This window comes from Faecalibacterium sp. An122 (genome assembly GCF_002160895.1).
In the GTDB taxonomy this organism is placed as follows: domain Bacteria; phylum Bacillota; class Clostridia; order Oscillospirales; family Ruminococcaceae; genus Faecalibacterium.
Map to the genome: position 1 here is coordinate 1 of NZ_NFLL01000021.1, position 13577 is coordinate 13577.

Sequence of the window (13577 nt, forward strand, 5' to 3'; positions counted from 1 at the left end):
GGGTGCCCAGTACACCATCCCGCCGACCAAGAATCTGCTTCATCCCTGGAAATATGACCGGCAAATTTACAAGCGCCGGAATGTAATAGAGCGCTATTTTTGCCGCTTGAAAGACTTCAAGCAAATCACTACCCGCTATGATAAGAGAGCGAATTCTTTTCAAGCTTTTCTTTTCCTTGCTGCTTCTACTGTCATTTTCTCCATTTTGCACATATGAGCCGACTTCTCAGATACACCCTAGGCGAATATTTTGTTGAACCAGCCTCCTACCGCATTGGAAACTGCGGTAGCTGCATTTCCGATGCCTTCCGCAATCGCCTGTCCGCCGTCAAGAATGAAATCCGATGCCCATTCGGTGGCGGTCTTCCCGGTAAAATGTTCAATCAGAGCATTACCGCCGGCAATCACGAGACCACTGGCGGCAGCAACGACCACAGCCGGCGCGGCTACAGTTCCACCGACAGCTGTAACGGCAGCGCCAATCACGGCTTGAATTCCGATGGAAGCCGCGGTGTCCACTACTGTTTCAACAACAGTTTCTGCGACCACACGGCCGTCAGACATGCTTCCGCCGGATGCGGCTTGTTCTTCTTTATTGCTGAACCAGTTGCAGACGCCAGTGATTCCGACGGATACCCAAGAAGGAATAGCATTTTTGATGCCGTTTTTTTCGGTAAAATTGTCCACTGAATTTGTCAGTTGTTTGCGGAAGGGCGAGGTTTTGTTGGTCAGATTATTGATAAACCGGGTTGTAACACTTTTAGCCTTGGAAACATAACCGACAGGCTTGAGTCCAAAAGCGTTTCGGAAAAACCAGCTTGTGGCTGTTTTCCCGCCCACTGCATTGCCAATTTTGGAGTAATTTTTAATGTCCTTGATTAGATCGGAAATGAATTTAACCCCTTTAGAACCAGGTTTGACGTAATCCGCCCAGCTTGAGGCGTTTTTGAATCCGTTGATTATATCATAAATGCTTTTGCCATAGTTGGAACCGGCTATGAGTGTGCCGAGGCTGATCCAGGTGGCAAATTCATTATCAGAAGACTGCGTAGGTGCTATTTTACGAGTATCGTTGTTTTGATTCTGGTCCAGCTTTTGATAGGTGTCATAGGCTTGCTGGAAAAAGGACTGATAACTTTTCAGGGCCTGCTGATAGTTTTCCAGGCTGCCGGACAAACGGGAAGCAATAGAATTGATGTCAGACTGGCATTTAATATCCCAGTCGAGGCTTTTGACAGTGTTTGAGAAGTTGTCCTGAATCTCGTTGACTTGTGAACCGACCGCAGTCCAAGCGTCCCCCAGCTGCTTCATGCCCGCAAATTGTACATATATACGCGGCATACATGACGTCTCCTCTCTATCCATACCAGACAGCCCGGCCCAAAGGCCGGGCGTGCCGGATGGTTACATGATGCCGTGCAATATCAGAAAACTTTGCCCTGTTCCTGTGCCATCTGAGTGCCCTGCTGCTCTACGGCCTCGTAGTTTTCCGCAGCAGTGGTCAGGAAAGTGCTGTAGTTGATCATGTCAATCTTGAAGGTTTCAAAGATCGTCTGCATACTAGCAAACTGCTTCTTTTCGGTTTCGATGGTGGTACCCTTCATGCTGCCGGCGGTGTTGTTGACTTCCTGCAGCATTTCCGTGTAAAGGGTTAAGATTTTATCGCCTACCGTTTTGATATTCTGGGCCTTGTCACGCATGACCTAGGAATCCACTACAACCTGTGCCATATTCAAAGTACTCCTTTCAAAACAATACGCCTGTAAAATGTGTTTATCGGCCGGTGCTGAGGTTGCTGGCAACCTGTTTCAGATTGTTTTCACTGCTGCGCAGATCGCTGACATATTTCCGGAGGAAAGCCACATAATTGTCCAGAGCCTTTTTGGCAGCGGTAAAATTGTTCTGATAGTTCTGAATTCGCTGGTTGAAGGTCTGACTGGCTTCACCTTTATAGCTGACGTTCAGGTCAGAGACGGCAGTGTAGATGCTTTTGTATGTAGTGGCAAATTCGTTTGCTTTGGCCTCAATGGTAGAGGCGGAGCGCTCCAGGGTTTCAGGTGTAACGTCAAAAATAGTGGATGCCATGATAAAATCTCCTTTCAAAACAGATCATAATGCCATCAGCGGCCAAGGGAAGCACCCAGCGATGCGGCCAAAGAGGCGGCTTTTTCGGCGGCCTCTTCGTCCTCTCTCTGGATCCTTTTGGCGCAGGTGCGGATTGTGTTGGCCAATGTGGACATCTGGGACCTGGTCTGGCTCATTTCGCTGCGCAGGGCCACCAGCTTGGCTAAAAAGGCTTCTGCAGCTTCACCTTTCCAGATACTGCGGCAATCCTGTTCCATTTGCTGCAATTTTTGAATCTGACTGGCCAGCTGACTGGCCTGGTCGGATATTTCGTCCGCCTGAGACATGACCTTGGAATAGTTAATCCGGAATTTCATCTTGCCGATTCCTCCTTTGTTACATCAAAACCAACTGCGCTCCGTCTGTAATACCCAGCTGCCGGAAGCTGCATTCCTGGCGCAGGACAGTGCCGTCGGCCTTATCAAAAAGAGACAGCTCCTCCGCACCTTGCTGCACGCCGTATTCTGAGCATAAAATGCGGGCCATCAGCTGCTGCACGTGAGCGACAGACAGCGAGTCCGGCACGATGAAATCGTAGATGTTGCCCAAAGCAGGAACAGTGACGGCAACCGATATTTTTTTCATGGAAATCACCATCCAATTTCTACAGCTTTGCCGCCGGCCAAAAAATAGCCGGTATCTTTGCGGGCTTGATGGATCACCGGCAGTGTACCAATTGCGGCTGCTGCTTCATAGCAGCCCGGAGCAATCAGATAATTTTCCACGCCGGAAACCAGATTGATGAACAGGCTGTCCAAATTGTATCCACCATTTACATCGAAGCCGCAAATAAAGCTGATCCCATATTTGGGGCTGTCAATATAGCGGAATACTTTCCGCAGAAAAGCGGCTTGCTGATCCGTTATTTCATCGAAGAAAGCGTGAAATTCTGCAATCAGCACAAAGAGATGACGGCTGCGGCTGGTTTCATCTTCTAGCCTGCAGTTGAGCTCAGGCTTCAGGAGTTCAATCCAGTTATCCAGATCTTCTGAGCTTTGAATGTAACGGCATGCGGGAAAAGCCTGTGCAGCAGGCGCGAGTATCCCGGAGCGACTGTCGATCAGCACAACGTCTCGATTCTCCTGCATAAAAATGGAGCGGAGCGTTTCCTGGAACCGGTCAGTCAGAGCGTTCTGGTTTGCTGCGCAGATACAGACATTGCTGCTTTCCTCCAGGGAAATTCCATACAGCATGGCGCCGGACAGAGAAGCTGCTAAGATCAGATTTTCGGCACTGTCCTCACAGGGATCGAGGCGGGGAAGAGTGGGCAGCGGAGAAGAATTTAGTGTCTGGAAAGAAGTTTCCTGAATAGAATCTTGTCCAGCGTCCAGCTTAAGGGGCAGGGGACCATGCCATTCCTCTGCAATCTTTTTGTACTGTTTACAGTATCGCTCTGCACAATTGTTTTGCAGGAACGTGGCAGCTCTGTGATGTCCCCATAAGCAAACAGAGTGGTGATTCCGGCATCGTTTTGAGGGTCATTCAGATAGCGCAGCAGCGCTTCTCTTTCGATCAGGGCTGGATGCATGACCACCACCACATAATGGGGAACAGAGAGTTTCTTTTTGCTTTCCTGGTTTTTGCGGTTTTGGATTTCCTCGTCGATGGAGTTGAAAACAAAATGTACTTCCTCTGGTGTAGTGGCGAAATAACGAACTTTTTTGTCGTCACTCCAGACATGTGGCACATCTTTGAACAGCTCAAAACGGTGAACTTGCTGGGGTGGAACAATCAACACCATCTTGACCTCATTGTAAGGATGCAGGGCGATGATGTTGAGAATTATGGACTCCAGCAGGGAGTGCACATTTTCTTCGTCGCCAATCATGCCGATGGTCTGGCTGCTGGCCAGATCCAAAGTCATGGGGACGTCTGACAGCACGCTGTATTTTTGAGCCAACTGACCGGGCAGAGCGCTCAGCGGGTCGGGGTGCAGCTGAAACCCGACCTTGGGGATTTTGATTTTTAAATTGAAAGGTCGGTTGCCGATGCCCAGACGCACCCTCAGAAAGTCTTCATCCTGCGCCGAACGTTCCCACAGCCGCAGTCGGTTGACTTCATTGTCCAGCATGGCACAGAGAGTTTCCGGGGGAGGATTCAAGGTTTGACCCAACAGTTTGACGGCATGGCTTTCTTTTTCGGACAGGATTTTGTCAATCCCCTGGATGTAGGCCGTATAGCGTTCTTCCCGATATTTTGTCTCAGCGGCAAGATTCTTTTTCTGGTAATTCCGCAGAAGGGTGGGCCACAACAAGGAGCCCAGCAGCATACCTACTGCCATTACGCCGCTGGTCACGACTGAAGCGGTACTTCCGCCGTTGAGGGCATTGGCAACCGAGACGCCGACGCTGACCAGCATAACCAGCGACATGGTGAGGCTAGGGCCGATGGACAAAAGGAGGGGCGTTTTATCCATAGAAGGAGGAGAGGGCGGGCCGTCAACTTCTATTTCTTCGGGCTCCAGCGTGCGGGAAACGCGGGGAGTAATGATAAAATAACTTTCTTTTTCTTTCCGTGGTTTCGGAGATTTCAGCGGCCAGTCCTGGGCTTCCGGCAGGAAAGTTTCTATGCACAAGTCCCGAATGGCGACAATATTGCCGCCCAGATAAACCATTGAAAATCCCATGAAAGCAAGCTCGTCAAAGGGCTCCAGCTTCCGGGAATGTACAGCCTTGCCGTTAACATAAATGCCTGCGGTTCGTTTTAAGTCTTCGACATAAACACAGTTCTGGTCATCTACCCGGACAGCAACCTGTTTCTCTCTGGAAATATAATTGCTCAAGGTGAATACAATATCATTTTGCGCTCCGCGGCCAATATAAATATTGCTGCCTTTGGGCAAATAATATTTCTTGTAGGCAAGCGAAAGGGCGGATCTGGCAATAAAGATCACCTTTAGCTTCACTGTGCCGTTTGAATCTTTGAATGTAATATAATCGCCGTTTTTTAAAGTGTGTTCACGGCACGCTTGATGGTCAATTTCCGCCTGGAAAAGACTGTTGTGTTCAAGCCGCAGAACATAGCTGGAAACAGACTCGGTTTCCTCTTGAAAAAAGGGTAAAACAAATCCATCCGGCAGGCCCAAAGTGTCATGGTACAGTGCGTTGGTACGGTTCTCCACTACTTTGCTCAGCAACTGGGAGATCATATGGTTTCCGATGAAGAAGATTGCCAGAAAATCTGTAACAGACCTATTTTTCTCCGTTTGAGCCATGCCATATACTCCTTTTTAATATATATCGTTCGTTGACGCTGAAAATGGTGCGGCAGTTTTCGAATTTACTGTGAAAAGGGATTTTCATTGTATAACAAATCTTTCAAGCCGATTCATTGAATATGTAGTATTTTGCGTGTTCCATGTAATAATTTGCGGAATAGATAAAATGCGTTTTAAATACAGCTTTTAAAAATTTACTATATAATAAGGAAGGCGTAGCTACCATGTTTCTGCTGAGCAAAGAGTTGATGCGGACGGGGAGACACTTTATCTGGAAAGCAGATTGGGTATGCATCTGCATACGGTACGCCATGAGCTGTAAAAGGTTCTGATCAGTAGGAATCCCATTGTCTCAAAATCGCCGTGACGGCTTCTCTTTTCCAGGGCAAAAGCCAGCTGCGGGGAATTTTACTTTTATTGATGCAAGTTATGACATTGACGGAACAAGATAATACACTATTCATGCAGTTGTGAAAGAAATTTGCTATACTGTGGACGTCAAATCCGATTTGGTACAATTATTTTTCAGGAGGAAAGAGTATGTTTAAAAGATTGTTTGGACCAACGACTGCGGATCAGCTTGTTTATCTGGAAAACCGCATCTGGCCTAGCCTGGCGGTTGTTGTCCTCAGTTTTATTGCTTCGTTTTTTGTGAACGGCGCCCTTGGCATCATTGCGATAGTAATCCTGTACTGGGGCTGGTCGGGTGTCAAAAACTGGTTTGGATTTGCGGCATTTACCACCATTCTGGCAGGTTATGACAACCTTATACTGGGCGTGCTGGTAGGCCTGCTTTATTTGCTGGTAGCGTATTTTGCAGGTATTTTTATTTTTCTGCTTGGGGTAGTCCGCTATGGAATGCTTAAATTGCAGCATTCCTGAATATAGCGTCAGCCGCCAGATTTTTTGCGGCTATCTGGTTGCAGCTGGACAGGAGTGAGGGATGGAGTATGTCAGTTGTATGGGTTTTGATCGTTGTCGTGGCCGCTTTTTTCTTCCTGAAAAGAAGGCCGCCGTTGGAAATTCCACAAGAATCACAGACAGCTGTCAAAGCTTCTGGTAAGTGTGGACCGGATGCAGAATGGAGGCTGCATGAAGATGGGCAGCTGTACATAACCGGCAACGGATCAATGTATGATTATGAGCCCGAAACAACAGAACATCCTGAAAAAATTGCGCCTTGGCATCCGTATCGGCGTGACGTTCATTCGCTTGTTGTGGATCGGGGAATTTCCTGCCTTGGACGGTGGGCCTTTGCATATTTTTTCAATATGACCGCAGTTACATTGGCTTGCCGAATTTCTTTTCTGCCTCAGGGATGCTTTTTTGAATGCGAAAGCTTGGATGAAATTGAGATACCCAGCGGTGTAAAACGGATCGGAACAAACTGTTTTTTGGATTGCGTTAGTCTGGATACCGTTCATCTGCCCAAGGGATTGCTGGCAATTTTGGACAGTGCTTTTTGCGGTACAGGACTTGTTCATATCAATCTGCCTGAATCGCTGGAAGAAATTCATTCCTTTGCATTTGGCCACTGTCAATCTCTGAGAGAAATCTCCATACCTGATAATGTGAGCTATATTCACGCTGATGCATTCTATCACAGCGGTGTGTGGGTTCCCCCTCGTGGATGAAGCCTATATGGTTTCTGAATGTTTTTAAAGGACAGATAAAAGAAAGCCAGGTTTTCCTTTTGTAGGAAAACCTGGCTTATTCTCATTTTGAGAGGAAAGAAAACTGGTTTCTGCTCTATGAGCATGAATTTAGTGCAGGATATTCTGGATCATAGCAGTGTTTTTGAAGTACAGGAAACATAGATAGGCGATGGAAGCGAAAATGTTGAATAGAATTCTTGGGCCAAGGTTTCTTTCAAAGAGGAAATGACTGGCTTTTAAGATGAAAAAACTGGGAAGAAAGTAAAGCCCTGCCAATATAGGTATATCGATGATATATAAGACGAAACTAAGCATTCCGCGCAAACCGTTTATGCTCAACATCCCGGCCCATTTAAATAGAATAAGTACCAGCCCCATATAAAAGGGAACGAAAGGAAAGGCCTCGGAAACTCTTAAGGTGCGCTCTCCGCGTTCAGAGTGAGAATATACTGCCATAAAAATAATAATCCAGATTACTACAGAGATGGGAACAATGTTTTCGGCAATCCAAAGAACCGCCTGCATGCCGATTCCAAGAAGGCCAAGCGCAGTCATAAGTAAAAAGATAACGAAAGAAGCTGGAATGAAATAAATAATCATATCATAACCCTTTCCATTGGAGCTGAGATGAAAATATATATTGAGATCATGATGGATTGATCATAAATCAAAAAACCGAAAAAGTCAATATAAATATCTTGCTGCAGGAGCATGACAACAGAGAGTAAATGGGTTTGCTGGCTCTGACTACAAACCAATTCTGCATCTGGTTTTGTTCTTTTAAAACAATATTAAGAAGATATCTGCGCCCTACTCGAGAGCAGCTGAATTTATTCTTGTTCTGTCGGGCGGAACTGCTTGATAAATGGAACTCGAGCAGGGAATTTCGGCTGAGGAATGTCTGCGAGATGGGATGAATTTCGATAGAAACTGTAAACCGTTACATGAAACCTGCATAATATGACGGATTCAATGACTTGACACAGTGGATTTGTTATAATTTTATAAATTTCTGTGGAGTTTTTATGAGATAAACGATCGACATTGAAATGGTGAAGGTGAAGTAAGATGGCTCTTTGGGATAAACTCAGCGGCAAGATGAAGGAAACCATTGTCAAAGGAGTTACCCTGGCGGGCATTACAGTGACCAGCATTACCTCGGTTGGGGCAGGCGTGGAACAACAGCAGCAGTTGGATCAGATGGAAGACTCAAGCAGAGATCCGGTCTCTATCGAGAGGCTGCTTCAGGATGCACCCATTAAGACCAGTATGGAAGCTTTCAATGAGATGGATGACCTGATGGGTCAGTCCGAGCGCCAGCAGGAGATCGAGGAGGCTACAGATCCCAGGCTGAAGGCGGCGATGTTTAGTGCTGGAGCCGAGGGACCCAAGGGTGCCGGCGACGGTATCCCTGGCAAAGATCCGGGTCCGGTGCAGACAGAGTCCGGAGACTATTATTTCACCGGAACAGCCGAAGCTAATTTGAAGTATGGCAGCGGCGGTATCCAGCAGTGTTTCATTCAAAACGCTTATGAGCTGAAAAAAGAGCATCCCGCAGCTGGCAATGGGCGGCTGATCGAGGTGGACCGTGAATACGAAGATCCAGATTTTGCCCAGAGAAACGGCCAGCCCGACGGGGTGACAAGTCACCAGTTCGGGTCCACCCATGCCACGGTGGATCACCGTCCCCTGACAGCGGAGGGGAAGGCGGAGATGGCTCAGCTGGATACTTCAACTCCGATGGAGGAAGGAAAATCCATCCAAAGTCTGGATGTGGAGCAAAACCCGGACACGGCGTATCTAGACGAAAATACCATCGACGCCCGGGGCCTGAACCGGGAAGGGGCTGATGTGAAAAAAGAAGCCTGGATTCGGCCATTCAGCAATCAGGAAGACGACAAGCTGGAGCCGGACGGATGGAAGAACCCGGAACAGCTGAAGGACGGGCAGACATTCTATCAGTTGAGCGTAGACGGTGATACCACAAGCAGTTATTTTGTGACGGAAGATGTGGTGGACAGCTGCCGCAAAGAAGACGGCACAGTGGATTTCAACCAATTGAGGGATGGCTTGCAAATTCCTCAGGGAGAGCAGAAAAACTGCCTTGTAAAATATGTGTACCGGACAGGGCGGGAATCATCGAATCAGGATAAGAGTGAGTCTGATAAGGTATATGCAGATCCTCCAGACCACAAAAACCTGTTGGGTTCCAATGACAAAAACAATCATAACAGCGATGGCCTAAAAAATCATGATGGTCCTGAAAACAAATCGGATAAAGACGGAAAAAACACAGATGTCACCAAAATCGGGGATGAAAACCAGAGTAAAGTTGCTGCCCGAGAGTCTGGTTTGAACGAGAAAAGGGAAACCGAGGCCAGGCAGACGACACAGACCGGAAACATTCAGGAGGACGGGAGCCGGAACGTGAGAGCTGAGGACCCGAACAAAGATGAGGTCAAAACCCGCCAGACTGACCCGAATCAGGAGAATAAAACCGAGACCGAACAGACGACGCAGACTGGAAACGTTCAGGAGGACGGGAGCCGGAACGTGAGGGCTGAAGATCCGAACAAAGATGAGGTCAAAACCCGCCAGACTGACCCGAATCAGGAGAATAAAACCGAGACCGAACAGACGACACAGACCGGAAACATTCAGGAGGACGGGAGCCGGAACGTGAGAGCTGAGGACCCGAACAAAGATGAGGTCAAAACCCGCCGGACCGACCCAAGTCAGGAGAATAAAACCGAGACCGAACAGACGACGCAGACTGGAAACGTTCAGGAGGACGGGAGCCGGAACGTGAGGGCTGAAGATCCGAACAAAGATGAGGTCAAAACCCGCCAGGCCGACCCAAGTCAGGAGAATAAAACCGAGACCGAACAGACGACGCAGACTGGAAACGTTCAGGAGGACGGGAGCCGGAACGTGAGAGCTGAGGACCCGAACAAAGATGAGGTCAAAACCCGCCAGGCCGACCCAAGTCAGGAGAATAAAACTGAGGCCGGGCAAACAGCCCTGACAGGAAAACCCCGTGCAGAGGACCCAACCAAAGTCCAAGCTGTAGGTCGGCAGGGTCTCTGGAACAAGAATGCCAAAGCTGAGGATCTGGACAAGGATAAAGACAAGGTTGCAGCACAGCAGACCGGCCAAAGCGAGAATCAGGAAACAGAAAACACAAATCAAAAGACGGGCCTTCCGGCGGTGCAAACCAATACCAATCTTCCGGCCTTGTGGGAAAAACCTTCCACCGGCCAGGAGAAGAACGAGAATCAGACAAACAAAGCGGCTAAGGAGGGAGACCGGCACGAATGGGAGAAGCCGGGCGCTGAAAAATCCGGGGCGATGGAAGACAAGCCATCAAACACCAAAACAACTGACAAGCAGGAAACCCATTCCACCGGTTCCACGCAGAAGGACAATCAGGGAAAGGAGCAGCCGACGTCTTCCGGCGGACAGAACAGAGACGATGATGGAGGATATCATCTATGAAGAAAATTGAAGTATTTGATGGCAACGAGCTGCGGGATCTGCCGGTGGAATACCCAGTGCAGATACCTCGCTGCACCCTTTACGGTCAGGACCGGCGGGGCGGACAGGTGGTTGTCCCGCTGGACGATGAACTGCTCAGCCGCCACATCATGCTGTTGGGCGGCATCGGCACCGGTAAGACAAATGCCTTTTATCAGGTGGTCAGCCAGCTGCGCCGGGGAATGACCGACCAGGATGTTATGATTGTGTTCGACACCAAGGGCGATTTTTACAATGCCTTTTATCGAAAAGGCGATGTGGTCATCAGCAATGATTCTACGGCCTGTGGACCCGATGGACCGGATTACTGGAACCTGTTCAACGAACTGGAAGAGGGCGAGGACATGGAGGTGGCCATCAATGAGATATCTAAAACCCTCTTTGCCCAGCGGCTGAAAAACACCACACAGCCCTTTTTTCCAAATGCTGCAAAAGATCTGTTCGGTGCGGTGCTGACACATTTTTCGCGGAATAGAGAAAGATTCTATTGCGACAACCTGGCCCTGCGCCAGTTTATGGACGCTATGCCTACCCCACAGCTGCGAGAAATGCTGAATCAACACGATGACCTGCGGTCTATGAGCAGCTATATCTACGACGACAAATCCGGACAGACGCAGGGCGTACTGTCCGAGCTGCAGCAGCAGGTTCGGGAACTGTTCGTGGGCAACTTCAAAAAGCGTGGCACTCTGTCCATGCGGGAACTGGTTCGCCGCAAGGGGGGCCGGATGATCTTTGTGGAATACGATCTGAGTGTGGGTGAGACTTTGACCCCTATCTACACCCTGCTCTTTGATCTGGCTATCAAGGAGGCTCTCAGCCGCAAAAAAAGCGAGGGAAATGTGTTTTTCCTGGTGGATGAGTTCCGACTGCTGCCCAACCTGACCCACATCGATGATGCCGTCAACTTCGGACGGAGCATGGGTGTAAAATTTATGATCGGCATTCAGAACATCGAACAGATGTACGAGGTCTACGGTCAGGCGCGGGCCCGGAGTATTTTGTCCGGTTTTCTGACCAGCATCTGCTTTCGCGTCAACGATGCTTCCTCCATTGAGTACATCCAAAAACTCCACGGCCGCAACCGGAAAAAAGAGGTCTATATGGCCTCGGTCCAAGGCCGTGGTCTGGTCGAAAATGTCCGGGATGCCAATGTGGTGGAGGACTGGGACATCCAGCGGTTGGGGATCGGCGAAGCAATCATCGGCCTGCCGGGACGGGAACCCTTCTGGTTCCATTTCCTGAGGGCCAAATAAAATGCCAGGACACGAAAAAGAGAGGAGGATCAAGATGCGGTGCCCCAAATGTGGAAATCAAGTGTCGGCAGGGGCGAAGTTCTGCCGGACCTGCGGAGCCAGGCTGATGCCCCTGCCTGCATCGGAGCAAGCGGCCCCGGCGGCTCTGGCTCCAGTTGCACGGACTCGATTTGGCGGCAAAAAGTGGCTGGCAGCGGTGGTGTTGGTACTGGCGTTATCGGTTGTGGCGGCCTATCTGCTGCTGGGACGGAAGAAGGGCGATAACATCGACTGCTTTATGGTTTGTGACGGCAACTACGTGCTGGCAGATGTGCAGAATGACCAGGCTTTCCCACTGGTTCCCAGCATGGGAGAAGCAGCCAGCGTGCTGTTTGGTCCCGATGAGTCCTATGTCTTTTTGTTTATGAGGAATGACATCCTCTGCCGGGTGGACTGCGCCGGACTGGAACTGGACCCAGAGGCCAGCAATGCTGGCCAGGTGATGCAGGTGGATACTGGCGTTTTTCAGAACGGTGTGACTCAGCTGACCGGGGGACGGGCAGTGTATCTCAAAAAGGGAGGAGAGCTATGCTGGTTTGATGGACAAACGGTGACCCGGCTGGCAGGGAACGTGGTGTCCTATTCTTTGGTGGATGGCGAGAAACTGGTTTATTCCGTGGAGACGGAGAACGGATATATCATCTACTGGGTTCCTCTGGATGGGTCGGAAAAGGCGGCCCAGCTGACCGGAGAAAATGAAATGGCGTGGCTGTGGAGCTCCTGGGAGGCGGGCCAGCAGGCAGCCTACTCGGTGGAAACGGAGGAGGGCTGGGAAGCTCTCTATCTGGTAGGTGCCGACGGGGAGCCTCAGCTGGTGAATGACGCTGCCCAAATTTACAACTACGGCGAGATGGGGGATACCCTCTACTATACCGCTGACACCACAATGCCCTATGATGGCGAGAGTTTCGCTTCTACAGGCATCCTCTGCAGTCTGAAGGATGGCGCTATCACCCAGCTGGCAGAGCGAGTCAATAACTATTGGCTCAACGGGGACCAGCTGGTGTATCTGGTGGAGGATGATCTGAACCAGGAGCGGGCCGCGGCTGATTTCAGCATCTCGGATGTCCGGGAGGACCCTGTCTGCTATCACCGGTGTTTTGTAATGGCGGATGGTCTGCCCACGGTGGAAGTGGATATGGACAATCTGGTAGAGGTCTTGATCCAGGATGGAGACGACCGGCCCTGGGTTGACCAGATTATGACCAATGGCACACAGGTCTTTGTGCGGAAGGGTCAGGGAAATATCTATCAGGCCCCTGTGACCGATGGCATCGCCACCGGTTTTGTCCAGATGACAGAGGGGTCGAAGTGGATGACGGTCAACGGCGATTCCTTGTACTATACCGACGCTCTGCCCGGAGGACAGAACGAGGAAGAGTGCAGCCTGTACTGTGCCCGGGACGGAGAGATTGCCTGTCTTTCTGAGAGAGTCAACCCCTGGCAGGTCTGGGTTTATGAGGACGGCACCGTCCTGGCTATCAGGAACCTGGATACCTCCAGCACTGCCCAGGGCCAACTGGTGATGCTGAACGCCGCCGAAGGGGAAACGCTGGTGGGAGAAAAGGTCAGCGGCTTCCTGCGGATGGATGAGGAAACGATATTGTATCTATCCGACGGTACTCTCCACCGCTTCCGGAAGGGAGAGAGCGAGGAACTTTGGGGGCAGATAGAAGGTCTGTGGTGCCGGAACGTCTGCCAGCCAGTCTATGAAAATGACCTGTACTGGATGGAATTGAGTCAGTAACTGTC

General features: G+C 49.8%; 13 protein-coding genes. 5 read left to right on the forward strand and 8 right to left on the reverse strand.

Annotated features, from left to right (window positions below; all coding sequences use genetic code 11):
• Nucleotides 1-237 precede the first annotated feature (237 nt).
• From B5E67_RS11275 to B5E67_RS11305, 7 genes are all read right to left on the reverse strand, one after another.
• A complete protein-coding gene (locus B5E67_RS11275; RefSeq protein ID WP_087385377.1) occupies nucleotides 238-1341 on the reverse strand; it encodes a hypothetical protein in 1104 nt (367 codons plus the stop codon).
• Nucleotides 1342-1424: 83 nt separating this feature from the next.
• On the reverse strand, nucleotides 1425-1700 hold the full coding sequence (locus B5E67_RS11280) for a hypothetical protein (protein WP_087385378.1): 276 nt from the start codon (nucleotides 1698-1700) through the stop codon (nucleotides 1425-1427).
• A gap of 73 nt (nucleotides 1701-1773) precedes the next feature.
• On the reverse strand, nucleotides 1774-2085 hold the full coding sequence (locus B5E67_RS11285) for a WXG100 family type VII secretion target (RefSeq protein WP_087385379.1): 312 nt from the start codon (nucleotides 2083-2085) through the stop codon (nucleotides 1774-1776).
• A gap of 35 nt (nucleotides 2086-2120) precedes the next feature.
• Nucleotides 2121-2441, reverse strand: a complete 321-nt coding sequence (locus tag B5E67_RS11290; protein ID WP_087385380.1) for a WXG100 family type VII secretion target — start codon at nucleotides 2439-2441, stop codon at nucleotides 2121-2123.
• 19 nt (nucleotides 2442-2460) lie between these two features.
• Nucleotides 2461-2709: an EsaB/YukD family protein gene (locus B5E67_RS11295; RefSeq protein ID WP_087385381.1), complete on the reverse strand. Its 249-nt coding sequence runs from the start codon at nucleotides 2707-2709 to the stop codon at nucleotides 2461-2463.
• Between the two features lie 5 nt (nucleotides 2710-2714).
• Nucleotides 2715-3191, reverse strand: a complete 477-nt coding sequence (locus tag B5E67_RS11300; protein WP_143405421.1) for a hypothetical protein — start codon at nucleotides 3189-3191, stop codon at nucleotides 2715-2717.
• A 215-nt stretch (nucleotides 3192-3406) separates the two neighbouring features.
• A complete protein-coding gene (locus tag B5E67_RS11305; protein WP_087385383.1) occupies nucleotides 3407-5338 on the reverse strand; it encodes an FHA domain-containing protein in 1932 nt (643 codons plus the stop codon).
• 543 nt (nucleotides 5339-5881) lie between these two features.
• On the opposite strand from B5E67_RS11305, the gene B5E67_RS11310 reads away from it, so the two are divergent.
• Both B5E67_RS11310 and B5E67_RS11315 read left to right on the forward strand, forming a co-directional pair.
• Complete coding sequence (locus tag B5E67_RS11310) at nucleotides 5882-6223, forward strand: hypothetical protein (RefSeq protein WP_087385384.1); 342 nt, start codon at nucleotides 5882-5884, stop codon at nucleotides 6221-6223.
• Nucleotides 6224-6291: 68 nt separating this feature from the next.
• Complete coding sequence (locus tag B5E67_RS11315; RefSeq protein ID WP_087385385.1) at nucleotides 6292-6975, forward strand: leucine-rich repeat domain-containing protein; 684 nt, start codon at nucleotides 6292-6294, stop codon at nucleotides 6973-6975.
• 129 nt (nucleotides 6976-7104) lie between these two features.
• Here B5E67_RS11315 and B5E67_RS11320 read toward each other — a convergent pair whose 3' ends face one another.
• Nucleotides 7105-7596 (reverse strand): hypothetical protein, encoded by a 492-nt coding sequence (locus B5E67_RS11320; protein ID WP_087385386.1) that lies wholly within the window; start codon nucleotides 7594-7596, stop codon nucleotides 7105-7107.
• Between the two features lie 468 nt (nucleotides 7597-8064).
• Here B5E67_RS11320 and B5E67_RS11325 point away from each other — a divergent pair, with 468 nt between their 5' ends.
• The 3 genes from B5E67_RS11325 (at nucleotide 8065) to B5E67_RS11335 (ending at nucleotide 13572) form a co-directional block, all read left to right on the forward strand.
• A complete protein-coding gene (locus B5E67_RS11325) occupies nucleotides 8065-10491 on the forward strand; it encodes a hypothetical protein (protein ID WP_087385387.1) in 2427 nt (808 codons plus the stop codon).
• Entirely contained in the window at nucleotides 10488-11786 is a 1299-nt protein-coding gene (locus B5E67_RS11330) for a type IV secretion system DNA-binding domain-containing protein (protein ID WP_087385388.1), read from the forward strand. The genes B5E67_RS11325 and B5E67_RS11330 overlap by 4 nt, the downstream gene beginning before the upstream one ends.
• A gap of 106 nt (nucleotides 11787-11892) precedes the next feature.
• On the forward strand, nucleotides 11893-13572 hold the full coding sequence (locus B5E67_RS11335) for a hypothetical protein (RefSeq protein WP_242956956.1): 1680 nt from the start codon (nucleotides 11893-11895) through the stop codon (nucleotides 13570-13572).
• The last annotated feature ends 5 nt before the right edge of the window (nucleotides 13573-13577 follow it).

Bases quoted from the DNA above. Each gene is read 5' to 3' on its own strand.
- B5E67_RS11275 (WP_087385377.1), bottom strand. From the start codon at position 1,341: ATGCCGCGTATATATGTACAATTTGCGGGCATGAAGCAGCTGGGGGAC.
- B5E67_RS11280 (WP_087385378.1), bottom strand. From the start codon at position 1,700: ATGCGTGACAAGGCCCAGAATATCAAAACGGTAGGCGATAAAATCTTA.
- B5E67_RS11285 (WP_087385379.1), bottom strand. From the start codon at position 2,085: ATGGCATCCACTATTTTTGACGTTACACCTGAAACCCTGGAGCGCTCC.
- B5E67_RS11290 (WP_087385380.1), bottom strand. From the start codon at position 2,441: ATGAAATTCCGGATTAACTATTCCAAGGTCATGTCTCAGGCGGACGAA.
- B5E67_RS11295 (WP_087385381.1), bottom strand. From the start codon at position 2,709: ATGAAAAAAATATCGGTTGCCGTCACTGTTCCTGCTTTGGGCAACATC.
- B5E67_RS11305 (WP_087385383.1), bottom strand. From the start codon at position 5,338: ATGGCTCAAACGGAGAAAAATAGGTCTGTTACAGATTTTCTGGCAATC.
- B5E67_RS11310 (WP_087385384.1), top strand. From the start codon at position 5,882: ATGTTTAAAAGATTGTTTGGACCAACGACTGCGGATCAGCTTGTTTAT.
- B5E67_RS11315 (WP_087385385.1), top strand. From the start codon at position 6,292: ATGTCAGTTGTATGGGTTTTGATCGTTGTCGTGGCCGCTTTTTTCTTC.
- B5E67_RS11320 (WP_087385386.1), bottom strand. From the start codon at position 7,596: ATGATTATTTATTTCATTCCAGCTTCTTTCGTTATCTTTTTACTTATG.
- B5E67_RS11325 (WP_087385387.1), top strand. From the start codon at position 8,065: ATGGCTCTTTGGGATAAACTCAGCGGCAAGATGAAGGAAACCATTGTC.
- B5E67_RS11330 (WP_087385388.1), top strand. From the start codon at position 10,488: ATGAAGAAAATTGAAGTATTTGATGGCAACGAGCTGCGGGATCTGCCG.
- B5E67_RS11335 (WP_242956956.1), top strand. From the start codon at position 11,893: ATGCCCCTGCCTGCATCGGAGCAAGCGGCCCCGGCGGCTCTGGCTCCA.